Source organism: Tissierella pigra (assembly GCF_009695605.1).
GTDB lineage: Bacteria > Bacillota > Clostridia > Tissierellales > Tissierellaceae > Tissierella > Tissierella pigra.
On the sequence record NZ_VUNQ01000029.1, the window covers coordinates 13,639 to 31,559 of the forward strand.

Below are 17,921 nucleotides of genomic sequence, written 5' to 3' on the forward strand. Positions count from 1 at the left end.
TTATTAGTGATTTTCTAATATCTTTCTTTTATTTTCAATTAATTCATCAATTCTATTTAAATATTCCTTTAAATCTTTAAAATTTGGAACTCTCTCTATTCTATTTTCCTGTGGAAAATAAATCTTGGATACTGAACCCATACCTGCTGCCATTATAGTTTCTTTTTCTTCCATCATCATAATATTATATATGCAATCCATTTCTGGTTTACAATATCCTATATTTTCAAAGTTTCCTAATATTTGCTTCTGTCTATAAAGATAATAGGGTACTAGTCCCATTTTATCTGAAGCTTTTATGGTTTTATTTAACATCTCACTTAAAACATGCTGAGTTTCTATTGAATACTTATCCATAGTATCCTTAAACTTAGAACCTCTTTTTACTGAAAGAGTATGTATAGTAAGATTTTCTGGATCTAGCTCTTGAACTTCTTCTAATGTATGTTTCACTTCTCTAACTCCTTCGCCTGGCAACCCTATAATTAAGTCCATATTTATTATATTAAATCCGATTTCTTTTGCCAAGTTAAAAGTCTTTATAATATCATATGAATTATGATGTCTTCCTATAAGTTTTAATGTATTATCGTTCATGGTTTGAGGATTTATACTTATTCTACCAATATTATTTTTATTTAACATTTCCAAATACTCTTTAGTTATAGTATCAGGTCTACCTGCTTCCACAGTAATTTCCCTTATATTTTTCTCTCCAAATTCATTATATATAAATTGAATAATTCTTTCAAGTTCCATTGGGAAAATTGCCGTTGGTGTGCCGCCACCTATATATACTGTATTTATCTTTTTACCTTCCATTATGTTTTTTATACTCTTGATTTCATCCATTAGTTTTATGATATATTCTTCAATATAGTCTCTATATTTATCTATTGGTAATGCTGGAAAAGAACAGTATAAACATCGAGTAGGACAAAAAGGTATACTAACATAAAGACTATATCTATCTTTATCTAAAGGATAGATATAGCTTCTTTGTCTTTTTCCAATATCCAATGTAAGTTTAGCTTTCTTAATGTCTAGCTTATATTCCTTTGTCAATGTTTTTATTATTATATCTTCATCTATATTTTTATCTAATAGATCATGAATAATTTTTATTGGTCTTATTCCAGTTAAAATACCCCAAGGAGTTTCATTCTCAGATATATTTATTAATGTATTATATAAGGATTTTTTAATTCCAATTCTTATATATTTATCTAAAGTATCTCTATATATTTCTATTAGATTAATATCTTCAATTGATTGATTGGCTAAAATATTATCTATATATAATTTTGTTATGGCTTTTATCTCTTTATTGCTTTCATATAGTTCACTGATTATAAAGATTCCTTCACCTAAGTATTCTTCTTTATCTTCAATAAACTGTATTTCTTCTTTGGGAAAAAACACTTTAGTTAGTTCAGTTAATTCATACTTAACTTTATGACCCACTAGTAATACTTTTATCATTCAATCACCTTATTTAATAGAGTATATTAACGTAAAAAAGGATTGGATACTCTTTCCTTACCTATGGTAGATGGAGTTCCATGTCCTGGAAATACTTGAATTTCATCTGGATAAATCATTAACTTCTCTTTTATTGATTTGATTATGGATTCATAGTTCCCCCCAAATAAATCTGTTCTGCCAATAGAACCTGCGAATAATGTATCTCCAGTAATTATATTTTCTCCTATTTTTATACAAATACATCCCTCAGTATGGCCAGGAGTATGAATTACTTCTGCCTTTAAATCTCCAAATTCTATAATATCTCCATCTTTAAGCAATACATCTGGTTCAATTTCCACAGTCCCCATTGCCATTGATGTGGAAAGATTCTTATTCCCGTCTATTAACATTTCCCTATCGTCTTCATGTATCATAATTGTAGCTTCAAGGGCTTCCTTTAACTCCTTCACTCCTCCTATATGATCTCCGTGACCATGGGTGAGGATAATATGCTTTATACTCAAATCATTTCTTTTTATATATTCAACTAAATCGTCTGCATCTCCTCCAGGGTCTACTATTATTCCCTCTTTAGTAGTTTTAGAATATATGATATAACAGTTAGCAGCGTATACTCCTGCTGGTACTCTAGTTATTTCCAACTTAATCACTCCTAAAATGTTTTTTTGCTATCTAATAAAATTGTTACAGGTCCATCATTTATAAGACTTACCTTCATATCTGCTCCAAATATACCTTTTTCAGTTTTTACTCCATTATCTATGGCTTTTTGAATAAATTCTAAGTAATATTTTTCTGCTATATCTGGATGAGCAGAATCTATAAAGCTAGGTCTTTTTCCTTTTCTCACATCACCATAGAGGGTAAATTGTGACACTACTAATAATTCTCCTCCTATATCTAATAATGATAAGTTCATCTTATTATTTTCATCTTCAAATATGCGAAGACCCAATACCTTATCTATCATATAATCTAAATCCTTAGAATCATCTCCTTCTCCTATACCAAGTAATACGAGCAAACCCTTATCTATACTTCCCACAATTTCTCCATCTACTTTAACTGATGCTTCTGAAACTCTTTGTACTACTATTCTCATGTCTCTCCCTCTTTCTAAGCTGTAACTCTATATACATCTATTATATTTCTTATTTTCTTTATCTTTTTCATTAAATCCTTTAGTTCCTCAATATTTCTAATTTCGAGAGTCAGATTTATAAATACTATTTTATCCTTTGATGTTCTAGCGTTTAAAGATAAAACTCCCAAATCAGAATCCGTTATTTTCTGAGTAACTTCAGCTAAAAGCCCTGCCCTATCTGATGCTTTTATCTGAATTTCAGCTGGATAAGATGCTTTCTTTTGGAAGTTCCACTCAACCTCAATAAACCTTTCAGTCTCATCTGATGTTGTTATATTGGGGCAATCGGTTCTATGAACAGAAACACCTCTACCTCTAGTTATATATCCTACTACTTCATCTCCTGGCACTGGATTACAGCATTTAGAAAATCTTACTTTAATATTATCTAATCCTTTTACTTTAATACCTTGAGTATGTTTTTGAGCATTACTTTGAGTAGGCTGCTGTATCTTACTTTCTACAAATGCTTTCTCATCTTCTACTTTATAGTATTCATTATATTGGATTTTAAGCTTTGAAATAACCTGATTTAAAGTTATACTACCATATCCAACAGCAGCGTATAAATCATCTATTGAGTTTATACTTACCTTAGATGCAATATTTTTTATCCATTCATCTTTTAGTATTTCTGATGATTTATAACCTAATCTTTTAACCTCTTTTTCTAAAGCTTCTTTTCCTCTTATTATATTAAAGTCTTTTTCTTTAGCTTTAAACCATTGCCTAATTTTAGTTTTTGCTTGGGTACTTTTTACTATCTTAATCCAATCTCTACTAGGCCCATTACTATTAGGCGATGTAATAACTTCTACTATATTTCCATTTTTCAATTTATAATTTAAAGGAACAATCCTTCCATCTACTTTTGCTCCTACACATTTATTACCTACTTCAGTGTGAACTCTATAGGCAAAATCTATAGGAGTAGAGCCGTCTGGAAGGTTTATTACATCTCCTTTCGGAGTAAATATAAAAACCTCATCTGTAAAGAAATCGATTTTCAATGTTTCCATAAAATCTGTAGGATCATTTAAATCAGATTGCCACTCCATTAATTGTCTTAGCCATGTTAGTTTATCATCAAAGCTATCTGATTTATTTATTCCTTCTTTATATTTCCAGTGAGCAGCTATACCATATTCTGCTGTTCTGTGCATTTCCCAAGTACGAATTTGCACTTCAAATATTTCTCCCTTTAGACCAATTACTGTAGTATGAATTGATTGATACATATTTGGCTTAGGCATGGCAATATAGTCTTTAAATCTTCCTGGAAGCGGTTTCCATAGACTGTGTACTATACCTAAAACTTCATAACAATCTTTCATATCATCTACTATGATTCTTATGGCTGTTAAATCGAATATCTGCTCAAAAGCTTTACCTTGATGAACCATTTTTTTATATATACTATAAAAGTTCTTTGGTCTTCCGCTAATATCATATCTTATTTTAACTTCATCTAATTTTTTACTTAGGGTTTCTACAATTATTTTTACATAGGCTTCTCTTTCTTGTCTTCGCTTTGAAACTCTGTCAACTAAATCATAATAATTTTCAGGGTCCAGATATCTAAGTGATAAATCCTCTAATTCCCATTTTATCTTTGAAATTCCTAATCTATGAGCCAATGGTGCATAGATTTCCAATGTTTCTAAAGCTTTTTCTTTTCTTTTCTCATCTCTCATATATTCTAAGGTTCTCATATTGTGAAGTCTATCTGCTAATTTAACTATAATAACTCGAATGTCCTTTGCCATGGCTAAAACCATTTTTCTCAAATTTTCAGCCTGACTCTCTTGCTTAGTCTTATAATTAAGTTTTTTTAGCTTTGTAACACCTTCTACTAAGTCAGCTATTTCTATACCAAATTCTTCAGCTACAACTTCATATGACCTATCAGTATCCTCTATAACGTCATGAAGCAGACCTGCTATTATTGTATCTGTATCCATATTTAAATCTGCCAGTATTACTGCCACATTGAAAGGATGTATAAAAAAGTTCTCACCTGAATTTCTTACCTGCCCTTCATGGGCAGATTGTGCAAAGTTATAAGCCTTAACTATAAGGCTTAAATCAGCCTGTGGATTATACTGTTCAATTTTTAAGAGTAAGTTTTCTAACATTAGATTCACCTTCTTTACGTAAAATGAATTTTTACAACAATATTAAAGTTTAATTACTTATAATTACCCAGTTTTTAGGGATTATATTTGTTTTAATCATTATTTTAATATAAATAAATTATTAACTAATCCTATAGCTTTGAATTGTGATCTGTATATTGGTCTTTCCATTATATTCATTAATTGAAGGATAGTATAATATATCTATATTTATATTATTATCTATACCCTTGTATATATTTTCAAGTTGAGTTCTTCCATATCTAGTAACTATTAAATCTTCAAAATCATCTATATCTCCAAAATAAATGGCTTCTACAACAGACTTATTTTTGTTTTCTAGTATTAGTTTTAAGACATTCTTATTGACACCTAATCTAAATCCCCGATTTATTTTCAAATCCTTTTCACCAAATATAGGTTTATTATTGCCCTTTCCAAAGGGTTCTAAAAGCTTCAGTTCATTAATTAATGCAAAATTAATATATTCTAGGGGAAGGTGCATATCGATATATACCTTAGGTATCAAATCTTCCTCTGTTAATTTTATATTATGATTTAATTTCTCCCTAAGAATATGAATGTTTTCATACTCTAAAGATAGACCTGCTGCCATAGGATGTCCACCAAATCTCGATAATAGTTCTTTACATTCTGATAGTTCTTCAAACATATTATATCCTTCTATGGACCTTCCAGAGCCTTTTACTCCTTCTTTTCCATTGGTTAAAACTATTGTAGGCCTATTATATCTATCTTTAATCCTTCCTGCAATTATACCTGCTATGCTTTCATGGACTTTTGGTTCATAAATAACTAAAACCTTATTATCCTTTAAGTTAGAGTATTCAATTGTATTAACGATTCTTTCTACACCTTCTATGGTCATTTGCTTTCTTTCTTCATTTATTTCTCGAAGTTCCTTAGCCAATGTATGTGCAAGTTCTTCCTCTTCACATAAAAGTAATTCTAAAGATTTTAGCGCTGAATCTAATCTACCAGAGGCATTAATGCTAGGGCCAATTATAAATCCTATATGATAGATTCCAATTTCTTTATTTTCTATTCCTGATTCTTTTATTAAAGCTTTTAAACCAATATTTTTAGTCTCATTTATAAGTTCTAAACCTTTTTTGGCTATAATTCTGTTTTCATCAACTAAATCAACTACATCACAAACTGTTGCAATTGCAGTATATTCCAGTAAGTCATAAGTAGATTCCAAAGGGATATTGAATAAAAGATATAACTCTTGGATTAGTTTAAGCACAACTGCAGCACCGCAAAGCTTTTCAAAAGCATAATCACAATCTGGTTGCTTTGGATTTATTACTGCATCAGCCTCTAAGGTTAAATATACTTTTTCTCCTGACTCATCTATTATAAATGGTAAATCATGATGATCTGTAACTATTACAGTTAAACTCAATTCTTTAGCTAACTTTATCTGCTCTATAGCCGCTATGCCATTGTCACAGGTTATTATTGTATCTATACCTTGTTTCTTTGCTTCTCTTACAATTTCATTATTTATACCATAACCATCATCGATTCTATTTGGAATAACGTAGTCCACATTTCCGCCAAATTGTTTTATTACAGTATATAATAAATAAATAGAAATTACTCCATCTACATCATAATCTCCTACTATTCGGATGGCATCTTTATTTATTATTTTCTCTTTAATGATATTTGCACCCTTAGATAAATCCTTCATTGTCTTAGGGTTATGTAACTTATCTAAATTTGAGTATATAAAGCTATCAATTAGTCTATGGTCATTTACATCCCTATTAATTAATAATTTAGCCAAAAACTCAGATATTTTAAAATGAGCCGCTATTTTCTTATAGTCAGCTGACTTATTTCGTATAAACCATTTTTCCAACTATTTCACTCCAATAAATAAATTTAAAATATTTTTAATTATTATATAAATTCTATCATTTTATCTATGTTAATTCTAGTTATTATTATCTATTTCTTCATTTTTCGATAAAATATAACTTAACTATCTATTATAAAATAAAAACTGCTTATTTAGCAGTTTTTATTTTTCTATTTTTAAGTTTATACCAAATAGGAGATGCAATAAATATGGAGGAGTAAGTTCCTGTTATAATACCTACTATTAAAGGTAAAGCTAATACTTTTATATCCTCAACTCCTATTATATATAATACAATAACAGCTATTAAGGTAGTAAGGGAAGTGTTAATTGTTCTTGTTAAAGATTTCTTTACACTATTATTTACTAGATTCTCTATAGATTCCTTTGGATAAAGTTTTGATTCTTCTCTTATTCTATCAAATATTACGATGGTATCATTAATAGAATATCCTAGAATTGTTAAAATTGCTGCTATAAATGAGCTATTCACTGGTATTCTAAATATAGAATAAACAGCAATCATAATTAACACATCATGTAATAAAGCAATAATTGCTGCTAATCCAAAATCAAATTCAAATCTCCATGATATATACATTAACATAAGTACAGTGGCTATTAATATAGATAATAAAGCTTTATTCCTTATTTCCTTCCCCATAAAAGGTCCGAATTTTTCTGATTGGAAGTCTTTGTTATTTATATCGTATTTTTCTGCAAGATTATTAACTATATCTGTTACAGTATTGTTCGAAAAGTCCAATGTACTTTTTATTATCAGTTGACTTTTGTTCTCTCCACCATGCAGAATACTTGCACTTTTATCATATTCATCTGTGATTTCTCTTACTTCATCTACTGGTATAAATTTTCCTGTGTTTATTTCTATTAATGTTCCACCTGTAAAATCTATTCCATAGTTAAAGCCTTTAACAAAGAACATAATAAGTCCTACAGCTATTATAACAATTGAACATACTGTAAAAATCTTTCTGTTTTTTATAATATTCATCTTTTCACCTCGCTATTAGCTCCATAAAGCTTAGTGTTCTTTCCACCTGTAACAGATACCATTAACTTTAGTAAATATTTAGAAATAATAACTGCTGTTAACATAGAAGCTATTATACCTATTATTAAAGTTACTCCAAAGCCCTTAATAGGTCCTATACCAAAATAGTATAATACTACTCCAGCTATTAATGTCGTTATATTTGAATCCATTACAGATGTAAGGGCTCTTCTAAATCCTGCATCTACAGCTGTTCTTAAAGTTTTCCCTACCTTTATCTCTTCTTTTATTCTTTCAAATATAATAACATTTGCATCTACTGCCATACCAATTGATAAAATTAAACCTGCTATTCCAGGAAGAGTTAATTTTACTTCCAGTGCTGACATAGTAAATACTGTTATTAATGTATATATAATTAGTCCAATGGAAGCTATCAAACCAGGTATCCTATATATAATTACCATAAATACCATAATTATAATAAGTGCAATACCTACTGCCTTTAAACTCTTTTCGTAAGCTTCTAGTCCCAAAGTTGGTCCTATAATAGATGTTTGCAACTCTTTCATCTCTACTGGCAATGCACCAGCTCTTATTAAAGCAGCTAGCTCACTAGCTTCCTCCAAAGTAAAACTACCTGTTATAACAGCTTTTCCATCTGTAATAGCTGTTCCCCCTTCTTCAGCACTTTGTACTGCTGGGTATGATATTATTTGGTCATCTAATACTATATAAATAATTCTATCTTCTATATTCTTTTCTAACGTAAGTCTTCCCGTAGCCTCAGCAAAATTCTTAGTACCTTCTTTATCTAATTCTAGACTTACAACAATCTCCTGTTGTCCTAACTGATTCTCATGATATTGCACCTCTGAGCCTACTACATTTTTACCTGTTAAAACTATATTTTTATTTGGATCAATAAATTGTAATTGTGCTGTTTTTCCAATTAATTCAATAGCTTTTTGCGGGTCATCTATACCTGCTAATTCTACCCTTATTCTATTGCTACCTTCAATTGTAATATTAGGTTCTGATACTCCTAAGCTATTTACTCTTTCATCGATAATTACCTTAGTTTGCTCCATGATTTTTTGGAGTTCTATTCCCTTTGCATTGGTTTGAGCTTCTAAAACTACATAAACTCCTCCTGCTAAATCCAATCCAAGATCTATGGCATCTTTAATTTTGGGTATTTCATATTTTCCAATTTTAATACCATTTAGGGATATAAATATACTTCCTATTACTATTGAAAATATAAGTACCAATAGTATAGTATTTTTAGATTTCATATTTTTCCTCCTAATTATCTAAATTTGCCAATATAGAAATAGCACACTCTATTCTTTTCTTCTCCATTTCACATCCTAAACTATAACTTTTTTTCAAATCATTATGTGCATGATATGAGTTGGCATGACATCCACCACTACAATAAAATCTAGCCCAACATTTTCTACACTCTTCTTTACTATATACATTTGCATTTTTAAATTTATCTCTTAAATCAGTATTCTTTACTCCTTCAAAAACATCACCGATTTTAAAATCCTCTTCGCCTACAAACTGATGACAAGGATATAAATCCCCTTCTGGAGTAACAGCCATATACTCAGAACCTGCACCACAACCTACAGCTCTTTTAATAATACAAGGCCCTTGATTTAAATCTATCATGAAATGAAAGAAATAAAAATCTTTATCATTTCTTTTTATATTAATATATTCCTTAGAGAATTCTTCATATTCCTTTAAAACAGACTCTAAGTGTTCTTCTCTTAAAGCATAATCCATTTCCTCTGGTGTTACAACAGGTTCTATTGATATTTTTTTAAATCCATTATTATAAAAATCTAAAGCATCCTTGGAAAAGTCAGTATTGTTGCTAGTAAAAGTTCCTCTAATATAATAATCCTTGTCTCCTCTTTTTTCCACCATTTTTTTAAACTTTGGAAGAATAATATCGTAGCTTCCCTCACCACTAATTGTTTTCCTCATATTATCATTGACATCTTTTCTTCCATCTAAACTAAGAACTACATTATCCATATTTTCATTGATAAAGTCAATTTTATCATCATCTAACAATATTCCATTAGTTGTAATTGTAAATCTAAAATTTTTGTTATATTCCTTCTCTAAACTTCTGCCATAATCTACTAAATCCTTAACTAATTCAAAATTCATAAGTGGTTCTCCTCCAAAGAAATCCACTTCTAAATTTCTTCTTGAACCTGAATTCTTAGCAAGATACTCTAATGCCTTTTTTCCTACTTCTAAAGACATCATGGATCTTTCACCTTTAAAGTTTCCTTGTGATGCAAAGCAATAGTTACATTTTAAATTACAATCATGAGCTACATGTAGACACATTGCCTTAACAATATTTGATTCATTATATTTAAAGTTTGATATATCTACATCATCAGATAATAGTAATCCTTCTTTAACCAATTCTTCTATTTCTTCATATACATCTTCTACAGCTTTAGCACCATAAACACTTTTAAATATTTCTATTATTTCATCTTTAGATTTTTCACCATAGAAATCTAAAATTTCATATACAATTTTGTCAACTACATGGACTGCACCAGTATTTACATCTAATACTATATATTTATTATTCAAAAAAAACTTATGCATCTTGGATGCTTTACTCATTAAACTTCCTCCCAATTATTATTTTACAAAATAAAAAGTAGTGGATAAACCACCACCTTTCATTTACTTATTTATTTTCACATTTTTGGTTTCCTACAGTGCAGGATGTTTTACAAGCTGACTGACAAGATGTTTGACACTCTCCACATCCACCTTTTGCTATGGTCTTCTTTAGGTTACTGCTTGATATAGTCTTTATGTATTTCATCTTAATCCCTCCCTGTGTATTTTTCTGCTATTTATTATATCATATTACTTTTTTTATTTAAAGTTCTTTTTATTTTTTATGACAAGTTTATTCCTATAATTCCTCCTATTACTCCCATGACAGATGATAATATTATTTTAGAAGCAGAGAATATGTCGAATACCAGTGGTTTTAAAAATATCATATTTAGTGCAATTAATATAATATAATAAGATATACCTACTAACCCCCCACTAATCCAACCTTTTTCTTTTACTTTCCCTGCTGTATAAATACTGCCTATTGTTATACTTATTAACATTGTTATAGTATTTAATAAAGGCATTTTTCCTTCACTCATGTTTGAATAAGTTAACAATACTGAGAAAAACAATATTAGAATACAAGTAACAATATAAGATAGCAATAACCCCTTTAATAAGTAAATACCTTTGTCTAAATTTTTGACTTTCATATTATCCCTCCTTATCTTTAGTTTAATCTATTTTAATAAAGAGGAATTTATTACATAAAAAAAGCTTCCTTAGAAATTTAGGAAGCTTTTTTGTTACTCTTTATCTTCTTCAGTTTTTACTTCTTCATTTTTGTTATCTTTTTCATTTTTACTAACTACTGAACCAACAGACCATCTAGTCATTTCAAGTCTTGTTTTTGATGCTCCTACTTCAATAGTTATAACATCTTCTTTAGCTTTAATAATCTTACCCTGAATTCCACCAATGGTAACTACTTCATCGCCTACTTTTAAAGCATTTCGCATTTCTCTTATTTGTTGTTCTTTTTTCTTTTGTGGTCTAATCATCATAAAATACAGTAAAGCAAAAAAACCTATTGGTATTATTAACCCTTGTAATTGTTGTGGCATATAAAAAATCCCTCCCTTTCTATATCTATTATACAATAAAAAATAAATATTTCATCTATTTTTTATCATTGTAACCATATTTTTCATAAAATTCATCTCTATATTCCAATAATCTATCCTGCCTTATTGCCTCTCTTATATTTTCCATTAGCTTTATTAAAAAATATAAATTATGAATAGTAGTGAGTCTAGAGCCCAAAATCTCATCAACATTAAATAGATGGCGAATATATGCCTTAGAATAGTTTCTACAAGTATAACAATCACACTCTGAGTCTAATTTAGTAAAATCCTTTGAATACTTTGCATTTCTAATAACTACCTTTCCTTGAGAGGTCATTGCAGTACCATTTCTAGCAATTCTTGTAGGTAATACACAGTCTGCCATGTCTATTCCTCTTATTACTGACTCAAATAAGTAATCTGGACTTCCAACACCCATGTTATACCTGGGTTTATCTTTAGGTAACAATGGAGTAGTAAAGTCTAACATTTCACACATCAATTCTTTTGGCTCTCCAACACTTAAACCACCTATGGCATATCCCGGAAAATCTAACTCTACTAATTCCTTTGCACTTTGTGCCCTTAAATCCTTATACATTCCACCTTGAACTATACCAAACAGACCTTGTTTATCCCAATTTTTATGATATTCTTTACATCTTTTAGCCCATCTAGTAGTTCTTTCCATTGAATGTTTAGCGTATTCATAAGTTGCTGGATAGGGAGTACATTCGTCAAAACACATCATAATATCTGAACCCAATGAATTTTGAATTTCTATTGATTTTTCTGGACTTATGAAATGTTTTGACCCATCTATATGAGATCTAAATTCTACGCCTTCTTCTTTTATTTTTCTTAAATCTCCTAAACTAAAAACTTGAAAACAACCACTATCTGTTAAAATTGGTCCGTCCCAATTCATAAATTTATGGAGTCCTCCTGCTTCTTCTACTAATTTATGTCCTGGCCTTAGATATAAATGGTAGGTATTACTCAAAATTATTTGTGCACCTAAATCCTTTACTTCTTCTGGTGTCATAGCTTTAACAGTTGCGCGAGTTCCCACTGGCATAAATATTGGAGTTTCTATAACTCCATGGGGTGTATATAATTTTCCAAGTCTTGCTTTTGAATCCTTTGCCTCTTTTATTAGTTCAAACTTTATAGCCATTATTTTCCTCCTATTACTTTATAAACATTGCATCTCCAAAACTAAAAAATCTATATTTTTCTTCTACAGCTATTTTATACGCATTAAGAATGTTTTCTTGAGTGGCCAATGCACTAACTAACATAAGTAATGTTGATTCTGGTAAGTGAAAATTTGTAATCAACTTATCTACGATTTTAAACTTATATCCTGGATAAATAAATATATCTGTCCATCCAGATGATTCAGTGATCTTTCCATCCTCGTTACTTACAGTCTCCAATGTCCTTGTAGAAGTAGTACCTACAGATATGATTTTTCCTCCCTTAGATTTAGTATTATTAATAATTGCAGCAGATTCTTCTGATATTTGATAATACTCTGAGTGCATATGATGTTCCAAAATATTGTCTACTTTTACTGGTCTAAAAGTTCCAAGACCTACATGTAAGGTTATATAAGCAATATTGATTCCCTTATTCTTAATATCTTCTAATAGTCTATTAGTAAAGTGTAGTCCAGCTGTAGGAGCTGCCGCTGAGCCTATATTTTTTGAATATACGGTCTGATACCTTTCCCTATCTTCCAGAACCTCTGTTATATATGGAGGTAAAGGCATTTCTCCTAGTTTATCTAATATTTCTTCAAATATGCCTTTATACTCAAATTTAATCAATCTAGTCCCATCTTCCTCTATTGATAAAATTGTACCTTTTAATATACCTTCCCCAAATTCTATTGTATGCCCAGGTCTAGCTTTTTTACCTGGCTTTACCAATACTTCCCAAATATCATTTTCCATTCTTTTAAGAAGCAATATCTCTATACTTTCTTCTTTGCTTGGTCTATTACCATAGAGTCTGGCAGGTATTACTCTTGTATCATTTAAAACCAGACAATCACCTTTACTTAAATAATCAATAATATCTTTAAAATGTTTATGTTCTATATTACCAGTTTCTTTATCTAATATTAATAACTTAGACTCCTCTCTATTTTCTAAAGGGTGCTGAGCAATTAACTCCTCTGGTAAAATAAAATTAAAATCCTCTCGCTTCATTTAATCATCCTTCTTTGTTATAATTATCCTTATTTTTACCTAATATCTATTCCTGTATAATAGTATTTGAGAATTTGTTCAAAAGAATATCCTAACTCTGCCATTTTTTTTGCCCCAAACTGACTCATACCTACTCCATGTCCAAAGCCTTTTCCTTCTATTATTAGTTCTGTAGTTGATGTAGATGTTAAAGTAGATTGGTTCTCACCTATATTTTCAATTCTATCTTTACTTATTCCTCGCGTTACACTACTTCTAGTTACTGTATTTTTTTCTTTATTGTCTAGGATATAAGCATTGTTAATATCTACAGTTTTTACACTATTCATATTACCATCTATTACATAAACTTTTTTATTTCCTGCACTAGTTCTACTACTAATTCCTCCATTCACGCTGAAAGAAGAACTTTTAAATTTACTTGCACCTATTAGATTTCTAAAATCTGCACCTGATATAATCTTTTCTCCACTAGTACCAATAATTTTCATTTTGTTTACTCTTCCAGCGGAAGTTTCCTCTACTATTTCTACTCCTTGAAATTCACCTATATTTATTCCAGATGATTTTAATTTATTATTTATTTCATTAAATCCAACACTAATTGTCCAGCTACTATAAGGTGAATCCTTGGAAAAATTATCTTCTACAGATTTAAGATAAGGAAAGTCTCCACCCCAGACACTGGCACTATCTTCTGTAACTCCGCTACTGGTGGAATGGTATATAGCATCTATCACTTCTCCATTATAATAGGCTAGTATACCTCTTGTTTCATCAACTACAGAATTTGTTATCGGGTTTTCATACTCAAATCCTGAATATACATGACAATGAGTTGTATCACAAAGATTAAACCCTTCGTTTTTATGTTTATTTATATTTTTAAGAGTATAACTTCTAGCTGCTACTGCTTGAGCTTTCAATGCTTCCCTATGAAAACTAACTGGCATTTCTGCTGGAACTAATCCATATAGATAATTCTCAAGTTCTACATGATTTATAACAAGTATTTCATTATTTTTACTTATTAATTTAATATAATCCCTATAACGGTCTTTTTCAACAGTTATTATAGAATCATTCAATGTATTGGATTTAATTAAAATACTACCGTCCTTCGGTAAATCAAATATAATATTATTCCTTGAATCCATTAAATAAATATTACCGTTATCTACTGTAGCAATTATATTGGTTTCCTGTATATCCATTAATATATAATCTTTATTTAAAGCATCTATTAAGGAAAATCCTGTACTACTGCTGAAATTAATATGGTTTTTTTGATTTGAGGGTTTTGTAAGTTTAATATCTATATATTGTCCTGCTATAGAATTGGCATAAGAGTTATTAGTAGGAATTAAAATTACAGCGAACAATAAAATTAAAAAAACTGCTAATATTTTTTTCATAAGTGTGCCCCTTTCTTGTTACAATTTCTAATCTTCCTCATATGGAATATGAAAATGGTCATATGCTCTTTTAGTTACTATTCTACCTCTAGGTGTTCTATTTAAAAAACCTATTTGTAAAAGATAAGGTTCATATACATCTTCTATTGTGATTCTTTCTTCTCCTGTAGCAGCTGACAATGTATCTACTCCTACAGGACCTCCAGCAAAGTTCTCTATTAAAGTCAATATAAGCTTTCTATCTACACTGTCCAATCCTAGAGGGTCTATTTCAAGAATTTCCAGACCTTTTTTTGCTACTTCTAAAGTAATTATACCTTTTTCTACTACTTGAGCATAATCTCTTACTCTTCTTAGAAGCCTATTGGCTATTCTAGGAGTGCCCCTAGACCTTCTGGCAATTTCTAAAGCTCCTTCTGATTCAATTTCTATATTTAATATATCCGCTGACCTAATTATAATCTGTTTTAAGTTTTCTTCATCGTATAATTCTAAATTTAACATTACTCCAAATCTATCTCTAAGTGGAGAAGTTAAAAGCCCAGCCCTAGTAGTAGCACCTATAAGGGTAAATCTAGACAAATCTAGTCTTACAGATCTAGCAGAAGGTCCTTTCCCTATAATTATATCTAAAGCAAAATCTTCCATTGCAGGATATAAGATTTCTTCTACAGTCCTATTTATTCTGTGTATCTCATCAATAAACAAAACATCATCTTCTGAAAGATTAGTTAAAATACTTGCTAAATCTCCAGGTCTTTCAATTGCTGGACCTGATGTTATTTTAATATTTACTCCCATTTCATTTGCTATAATATTTGCCAATGTAGTTTTTCCTAATCCTGGTGGTCCATATAATAGTACATGATCTAGAGATTCATTCCTCCCTTTAGCTGCTTGAATAAAAATATTTAATTTTTCTTTTACTTTATCTTGTCCTATGTATTCTGCTATCCATTTAGGACGTAAACTTTGTTCACTTTCTAAGTCTTCACTTCTCAAGGCTCCAGCCACTATTCTATCATTATTATCTGACACTTATTTCACCTTCTTACTGTTTTGATAATCTTTTTAATGCTTCCCTAATTATATCTTCTATATCCATATTGGATATATCCATGGTTCTAGTGATCTTTTCTATTTCCATTCGTGTATATCCCAATGACATTAACCCATTTATGGCTTCATTATAGCCATTTAGGTTTAATTTGTTAGAATCTTCTTCCTCTATATCAAAATCTTTATCTATTCTATCCTTTAATTCCAAAATCAATCTTTCAGCAGTTTTTTTACCTATTCCCGGTGCTTTACATAATGTATCCAAGTCCTTTTTCATTATGGCAGCTTTAATCTGATTTGTTGTAAGATGTGATAGTATTCCTAGTGCTATTTTAGGACCAATCTTTGAAACCATCAGCAATAATTTAAACATATCCATTTCTTCTTGAGATATAAATCCATAAAGAAATACACCATCATCTCTTACACTAAGCTCTGTGTAAATCATTGAATTTTTCATTCCTAATTCCAGTTTAACCATTGAATTAATAGAAGTAAATATCTTATATCCAATTCCATTATTTTGTAATACTATGTAATCTTCATTTATAGCAACTATATCTCCTATAATAAATTCAAACAATATATTCACCCTTTATAAATATTATTTCATTCTAAAAGATTCTTTAAATTTCAAAGAACTACCATGACATATTGCTACTGCTAAAGCATCTGCCACGTCATCAGGTTTTGGTTTCTCTTTTAAATTTAGCAAGACTTTAACCATTTCCTGTACCTGTGCTTTTTCTGCTCTTCCATACCCTACTACTGCCTGTTTTATTTGTAATGGAGTATACTCATATATTTTTAATCCTTTATTTACTGCTGCCAGAATCTCTACCCCTCTAGCCTGTCCTACCTTTATAGCTGTTTTTACGTTTTTATTAAAAAACAATTCTTCTACAGCCAAATCTTCTGGATTATATTTGTCTATAATCTCTATTAACTTGTCATAAATTATCTTTATTCTATCTGGAAATAAAGTATCTGCATCTGTTCTTATGGCACCATAATCTATGGCATTAAACTTATTCCCATTACATTCTATAATACTATAACCTACTATGGCTATTCCAGGGTCAATTCCAAGTATTATCATTTCTAGCCACCTTTCTCCATTAATTTCAAATACTATTGTATCATATTTGCAAAGAAAAAACTAAGTTAGATTTCTAACTTAGTTAGCTAATGAAATTCTCTAAAACTTCAGATAGTTCGTCTTCATTATCTACAACAATTCCCTCAATTAATTTTTCTTGATCCACTTCCATCAATAAGGATATAGAATGGTCTGTTAATATATTTTCTAATACTCTTTCACCATCTTCATTTATTGTAAATATGGCTATGGAGCCGTCTTTTTCCCCTACTACATAATGATTCTCACACAAATGGTTTTTTGTAGTTCCAATGGTTACATTACTAGATGAGAATGATATAAGTTTTTTATTAGGGTAATTTTCTTCTAAATAATCTACAAATTCATTTCTAGTCATATTTACGAATTCGTCATTAGATTCATTAACCTTTGTAACCACATGATTACAAGTAGTATGATGAATTCTTTCTTCAATAAAGGTATTTGGGGAAATCCTAATATCCTCTTTTAAAATCTGCAAATCAGAATAATCCTGTATGTTTTCTTGTTCTTCTTTCATTTTACTAATTTGAGGATTTAATTTATTCCCCATTAATTGATAGCCAACAATAAAACTTATTAGAAACAAAGTTAAAGAAAAGAAAAAAACAGGTATAATTTTATCTTTTTTCATAAATATCCCTCCAGAATACTATCTAGAGGGATATTGTATC

General features: G+C 29.8%; 18 protein-coding genes. All 18 read right to left on the minus strand.

From position 1 onward, the window contains the following. Window positions 1-3: 3 nt before the first annotated feature. On the minus strand, window positions 4-1,482 hold the full coding sequence (gene hemZ, locus FYJ83_RS12700; RefSeq protein ID WP_154441038.1) for a coproporphyrinogen dehydrogenase HemZ: 1,479 nt from the start codon (window positions 1,480-1,482) through the stop codon (window positions 4-6). Window positions 1,483-1,508: 26 nt separating this feature from the next. Then, entirely contained in the window at window positions 1,509-2,129 is a 621-nt protein-coding gene (locus tag FYJ83_RS12705; RefSeq protein ID WP_154441040.1) for an MBL fold metallo-hydrolase, read from the minus strand. An 11-nt stretch (window positions 2,130-2,140) separates the two neighbouring features. After that, on the minus strand, window positions 2,141-2,590 hold the full coding sequence (gene dtd / locus FYJ83_RS12710; RefSeq protein WP_154441042.1) for a D-aminoacyl-tRNA deacylase: 450 nt from the start codon (window positions 2,588-2,590) through the stop codon (window positions 2,141-2,143). 14 nt (window positions 2,591-2,604) lie between these two features. Then, a complete protein-coding gene (locus FYJ83_RS12715) occupies window positions 2,605-4,767 on the minus strand; it encodes a RelA/SpoT family protein (protein WP_154441044.1) in 2,163 nt (720 codons plus the stop codon). A gap of 121 nt (window positions 4,768-4,888) precedes the next feature. Next, window positions 4,889-6,658 carry a single-stranded-DNA-specific exonuclease RecJ gene (gene recJ, locus FYJ83_RS12720; protein ID WP_154441046.1) on the minus strand — a complete coding sequence of 590 codons (1,770 nt, stop codon included), beginning with the start codon at window positions 6,656-6,658 and terminating at the stop codon, window positions 4,889-4,891. A gap of 148 nt (window positions 6,659-6,806) precedes the next feature. After that, window positions 6,807-7,673: a protein translocase subunit SecF gene (gene secF, locus FYJ83_RS12725; protein WP_154441048.1), complete on the minus strand. Its 867-nt coding sequence runs from the start codon at window positions 7,671-7,673 to the stop codon at window positions 6,807-6,809. After that, window positions 7,670-8,971 (minus strand): protein translocase subunit SecD, encoded by a 1,302-nt coding sequence (gene secD, locus FYJ83_RS12730; protein ID WP_154441050.1) that lies wholly within the window; start codon window positions 8,969-8,971, stop codon window positions 7,670-7,672. Before secD ends, secF begins: the two co-directional genes overlap by 4 nt. A gap of 10 nt (window positions 8,972-8,981) precedes the next feature. Next, window positions 8,982-10,343 (minus strand): thioether cross-link-forming SCIFF peptide maturase, encoded by a 1,362-nt coding sequence (gene scfB / locus FYJ83_RS12735; protein ID WP_154441052.1) that lies wholly within the window; start codon window positions 10,341-10,343, stop codon window positions 8,982-8,984. 67 nt (window positions 10,344-10,410) lie between these two features. After that, window positions 10,411-10,551: a six-cysteine ranthipeptide SCIFF gene (gene scfA / locus FYJ83_RS12740; protein WP_154441054.1), complete on the minus strand. Its 141-nt coding sequence runs from the start codon at window positions 10,549-10,551 to the stop codon at window positions 10,411-10,413. A gap of 76 nt (window positions 10,552-10,627) precedes the next feature. After that, entirely contained in the window at window positions 10,628-11,005 is a 378-nt protein-coding gene (locus tag FYJ83_RS12745; protein ID WP_154441056.1) for a TIGR04086 family membrane protein, read from the minus strand. A 93-nt stretch (window positions 11,006-11,098) separates the two neighbouring features. Further along, on the minus strand, window positions 11,099-11,416 hold the full coding sequence (yajC, locus tag FYJ83_RS12750) for a preprotein translocase subunit YajC (protein ID WP_154441058.1): 318 nt from the start codon (window positions 11,414-11,416) through the stop codon (window positions 11,099-11,101). A gap of 55 nt (window positions 11,417-11,471) precedes the next feature. Further along, window positions 11,472-12,596 (minus strand): tRNA guanosine(34) transglycosylase Tgt, encoded by a 1,125-nt coding sequence (gene tgt / locus FYJ83_RS12755; protein WP_154441060.1) that lies wholly within the window; start codon window positions 12,594-12,596, stop codon window positions 11,472-11,474. Window positions 12,597-12,609: 13 nt separating this feature from the next. Further along, window positions 12,610-13,635 (minus strand): tRNA preQ1(34) S-adenosylmethionine ribosyltransferase-isomerase QueA, encoded by a 1,026-nt coding sequence (queA, locus tag FYJ83_RS12760; RefSeq protein WP_154441062.1) that lies wholly within the window; start codon window positions 13,633-13,635, stop codon window positions 12,610-12,612. A gap of 35 nt (window positions 13,636-13,670) precedes the next feature. Beyond that, a complete protein-coding gene (locus FYJ83_RS12765; protein WP_154441064.1) occupies window positions 13,671-15,050 on the minus strand; it encodes a SpoIID/LytB domain-containing protein in 1,380 nt (459 codons plus the stop codon). Between the two features lie 27 nt (window positions 15,051-15,077). After that, entirely contained in the window at window positions 15,078-16,088 is a 1,011-nt protein-coding gene (gene ruvB / locus FYJ83_RS12770; protein WP_216585136.1) for a Holliday junction branch migration DNA helicase RuvB, read from the minus strand. Window positions 16,089-16,101: 13 nt separating this feature from the next. Beyond that, window positions 16,102-16,692: a Holliday junction branch migration protein RuvA gene (ruvA, locus tag FYJ83_RS12775; protein ID WP_154441066.1), complete on the minus strand. Its 591-nt coding sequence runs from the start codon at window positions 16,690-16,692 to the stop codon at window positions 16,102-16,104. A gap of 21 nt (window positions 16,693-16,713) precedes the next feature. Next, entirely contained in the window at window positions 16,714-17,208 is a 495-nt protein-coding gene (ruvC, locus tag FYJ83_RS12780) for a crossover junction endodeoxyribonuclease RuvC (RefSeq protein ID WP_154441068.1), read from the minus strand. An 82-nt stretch (window positions 17,209-17,290) separates the two neighbouring features. Beyond that, window positions 17,291-17,881 (minus strand): BofC C-terminal domain-containing protein, encoded by a 591-nt coding sequence (locus tag FYJ83_RS12785; RefSeq protein WP_154441070.1) that lies wholly within the window; start codon window positions 17,879-17,881, stop codon window positions 17,291-17,293. Between the last annotated feature and the right edge of the window lie 40 nt (window positions 17,882-17,921).

What these genes read in the sequence shown, in the direction of transcription:
- secD (WP_154441050.1), bottom strand. Translation starts at nt 8,971, where the DNA reads ATGAAATCTAAAAATACTATACTATTGGTACTTATATTTTCAATAGTA.
- queA (WP_154441062.1), bottom strand. Translation starts at nt 13,635, where the DNA reads ATGAAGCGAGAGGATTTTAATTTTATTTTACCAGAGGAGTTAATTGCT.
- ruvC (WP_154441068.1), bottom strand. Translation starts at nt 17,208, where the DNA reads ATGATAATACTTGGAATTGACCCTGGAATAGCCATAGTAGGTTATAGT.
- FYJ83_RS12715 (WP_154441044.1), bottom strand. Translation starts at nt 4,767, where the DNA reads ATGTTAGAAAACTTACTCTTAAAAATTGAACAGTATAATCCACAGGCT.
- tgt (WP_154441060.1), bottom strand. Translation starts at nt 12,596, where the DNA reads ATGGCTATAAAGTTTGAACTAATAAAAGAGGCAAAGGATTCAAAAGCA.
- scfB (WP_154441052.1), bottom strand. Translation starts at nt 10,343, where the DNA reads ATGAGTAAAGCATCCAAGATGCATAAGTTTTTTTTGAATAATAAATAT.
- FYJ83_RS12745 (WP_154441056.1), bottom strand. Translation starts at nt 11,005, where the DNA reads ATGAAAGTCAAAAATTTAGACAAAGGTATTTACTTATTAAAGGGGTTA.
- FYJ83_RS12785 (WP_154441070.1), bottom strand. Translation starts at nt 17,881, where the DNA reads ATGAAAAAAGATAAAATTATACCTGTTTTTTTCTTTTCTTTAACTTTG.
- yajC (WP_154441058.1), bottom strand. Translation starts at nt 11,416, where the DNA reads ATGCCACAACAATTACAAGGGTTAATAATACCAATAGGTTTTTTTGCT.
- dtd (WP_154441042.1), bottom strand. Translation starts at nt 2,590, where the DNA reads ATGAGAATAGTAGTACAAAGAGTTTCAGAAGCATCAGTTAAAGTAGAT.
- scfA (WP_154441054.1), bottom strand. Translation starts at nt 10,551, where the DNA reads ATGAAATACATAAAGACTATATCAAGCAGTAACCTAAAGAAGACCATA.
- secF (WP_154441048.1), bottom strand. Translation starts at nt 7,673, where the DNA reads ATGAATATTATAAAAAACAGAAAGATTTTTACAGTATGTTCAATTGTT.
- hemZ (WP_154441038.1), bottom strand. Translation starts at nt 1,482, where the DNA reads ATGATAAAAGTATTACTAGTGGGTCATAAAGTTAAGTATGAATTAACT.
- FYJ83_RS12765 (WP_154441064.1), bottom strand. Translation starts at nt 15,050, where the DNA reads ATGAAAAAAATATTAGCAGTTTTTTTAATTTTATTGTTCGCTGTAATT.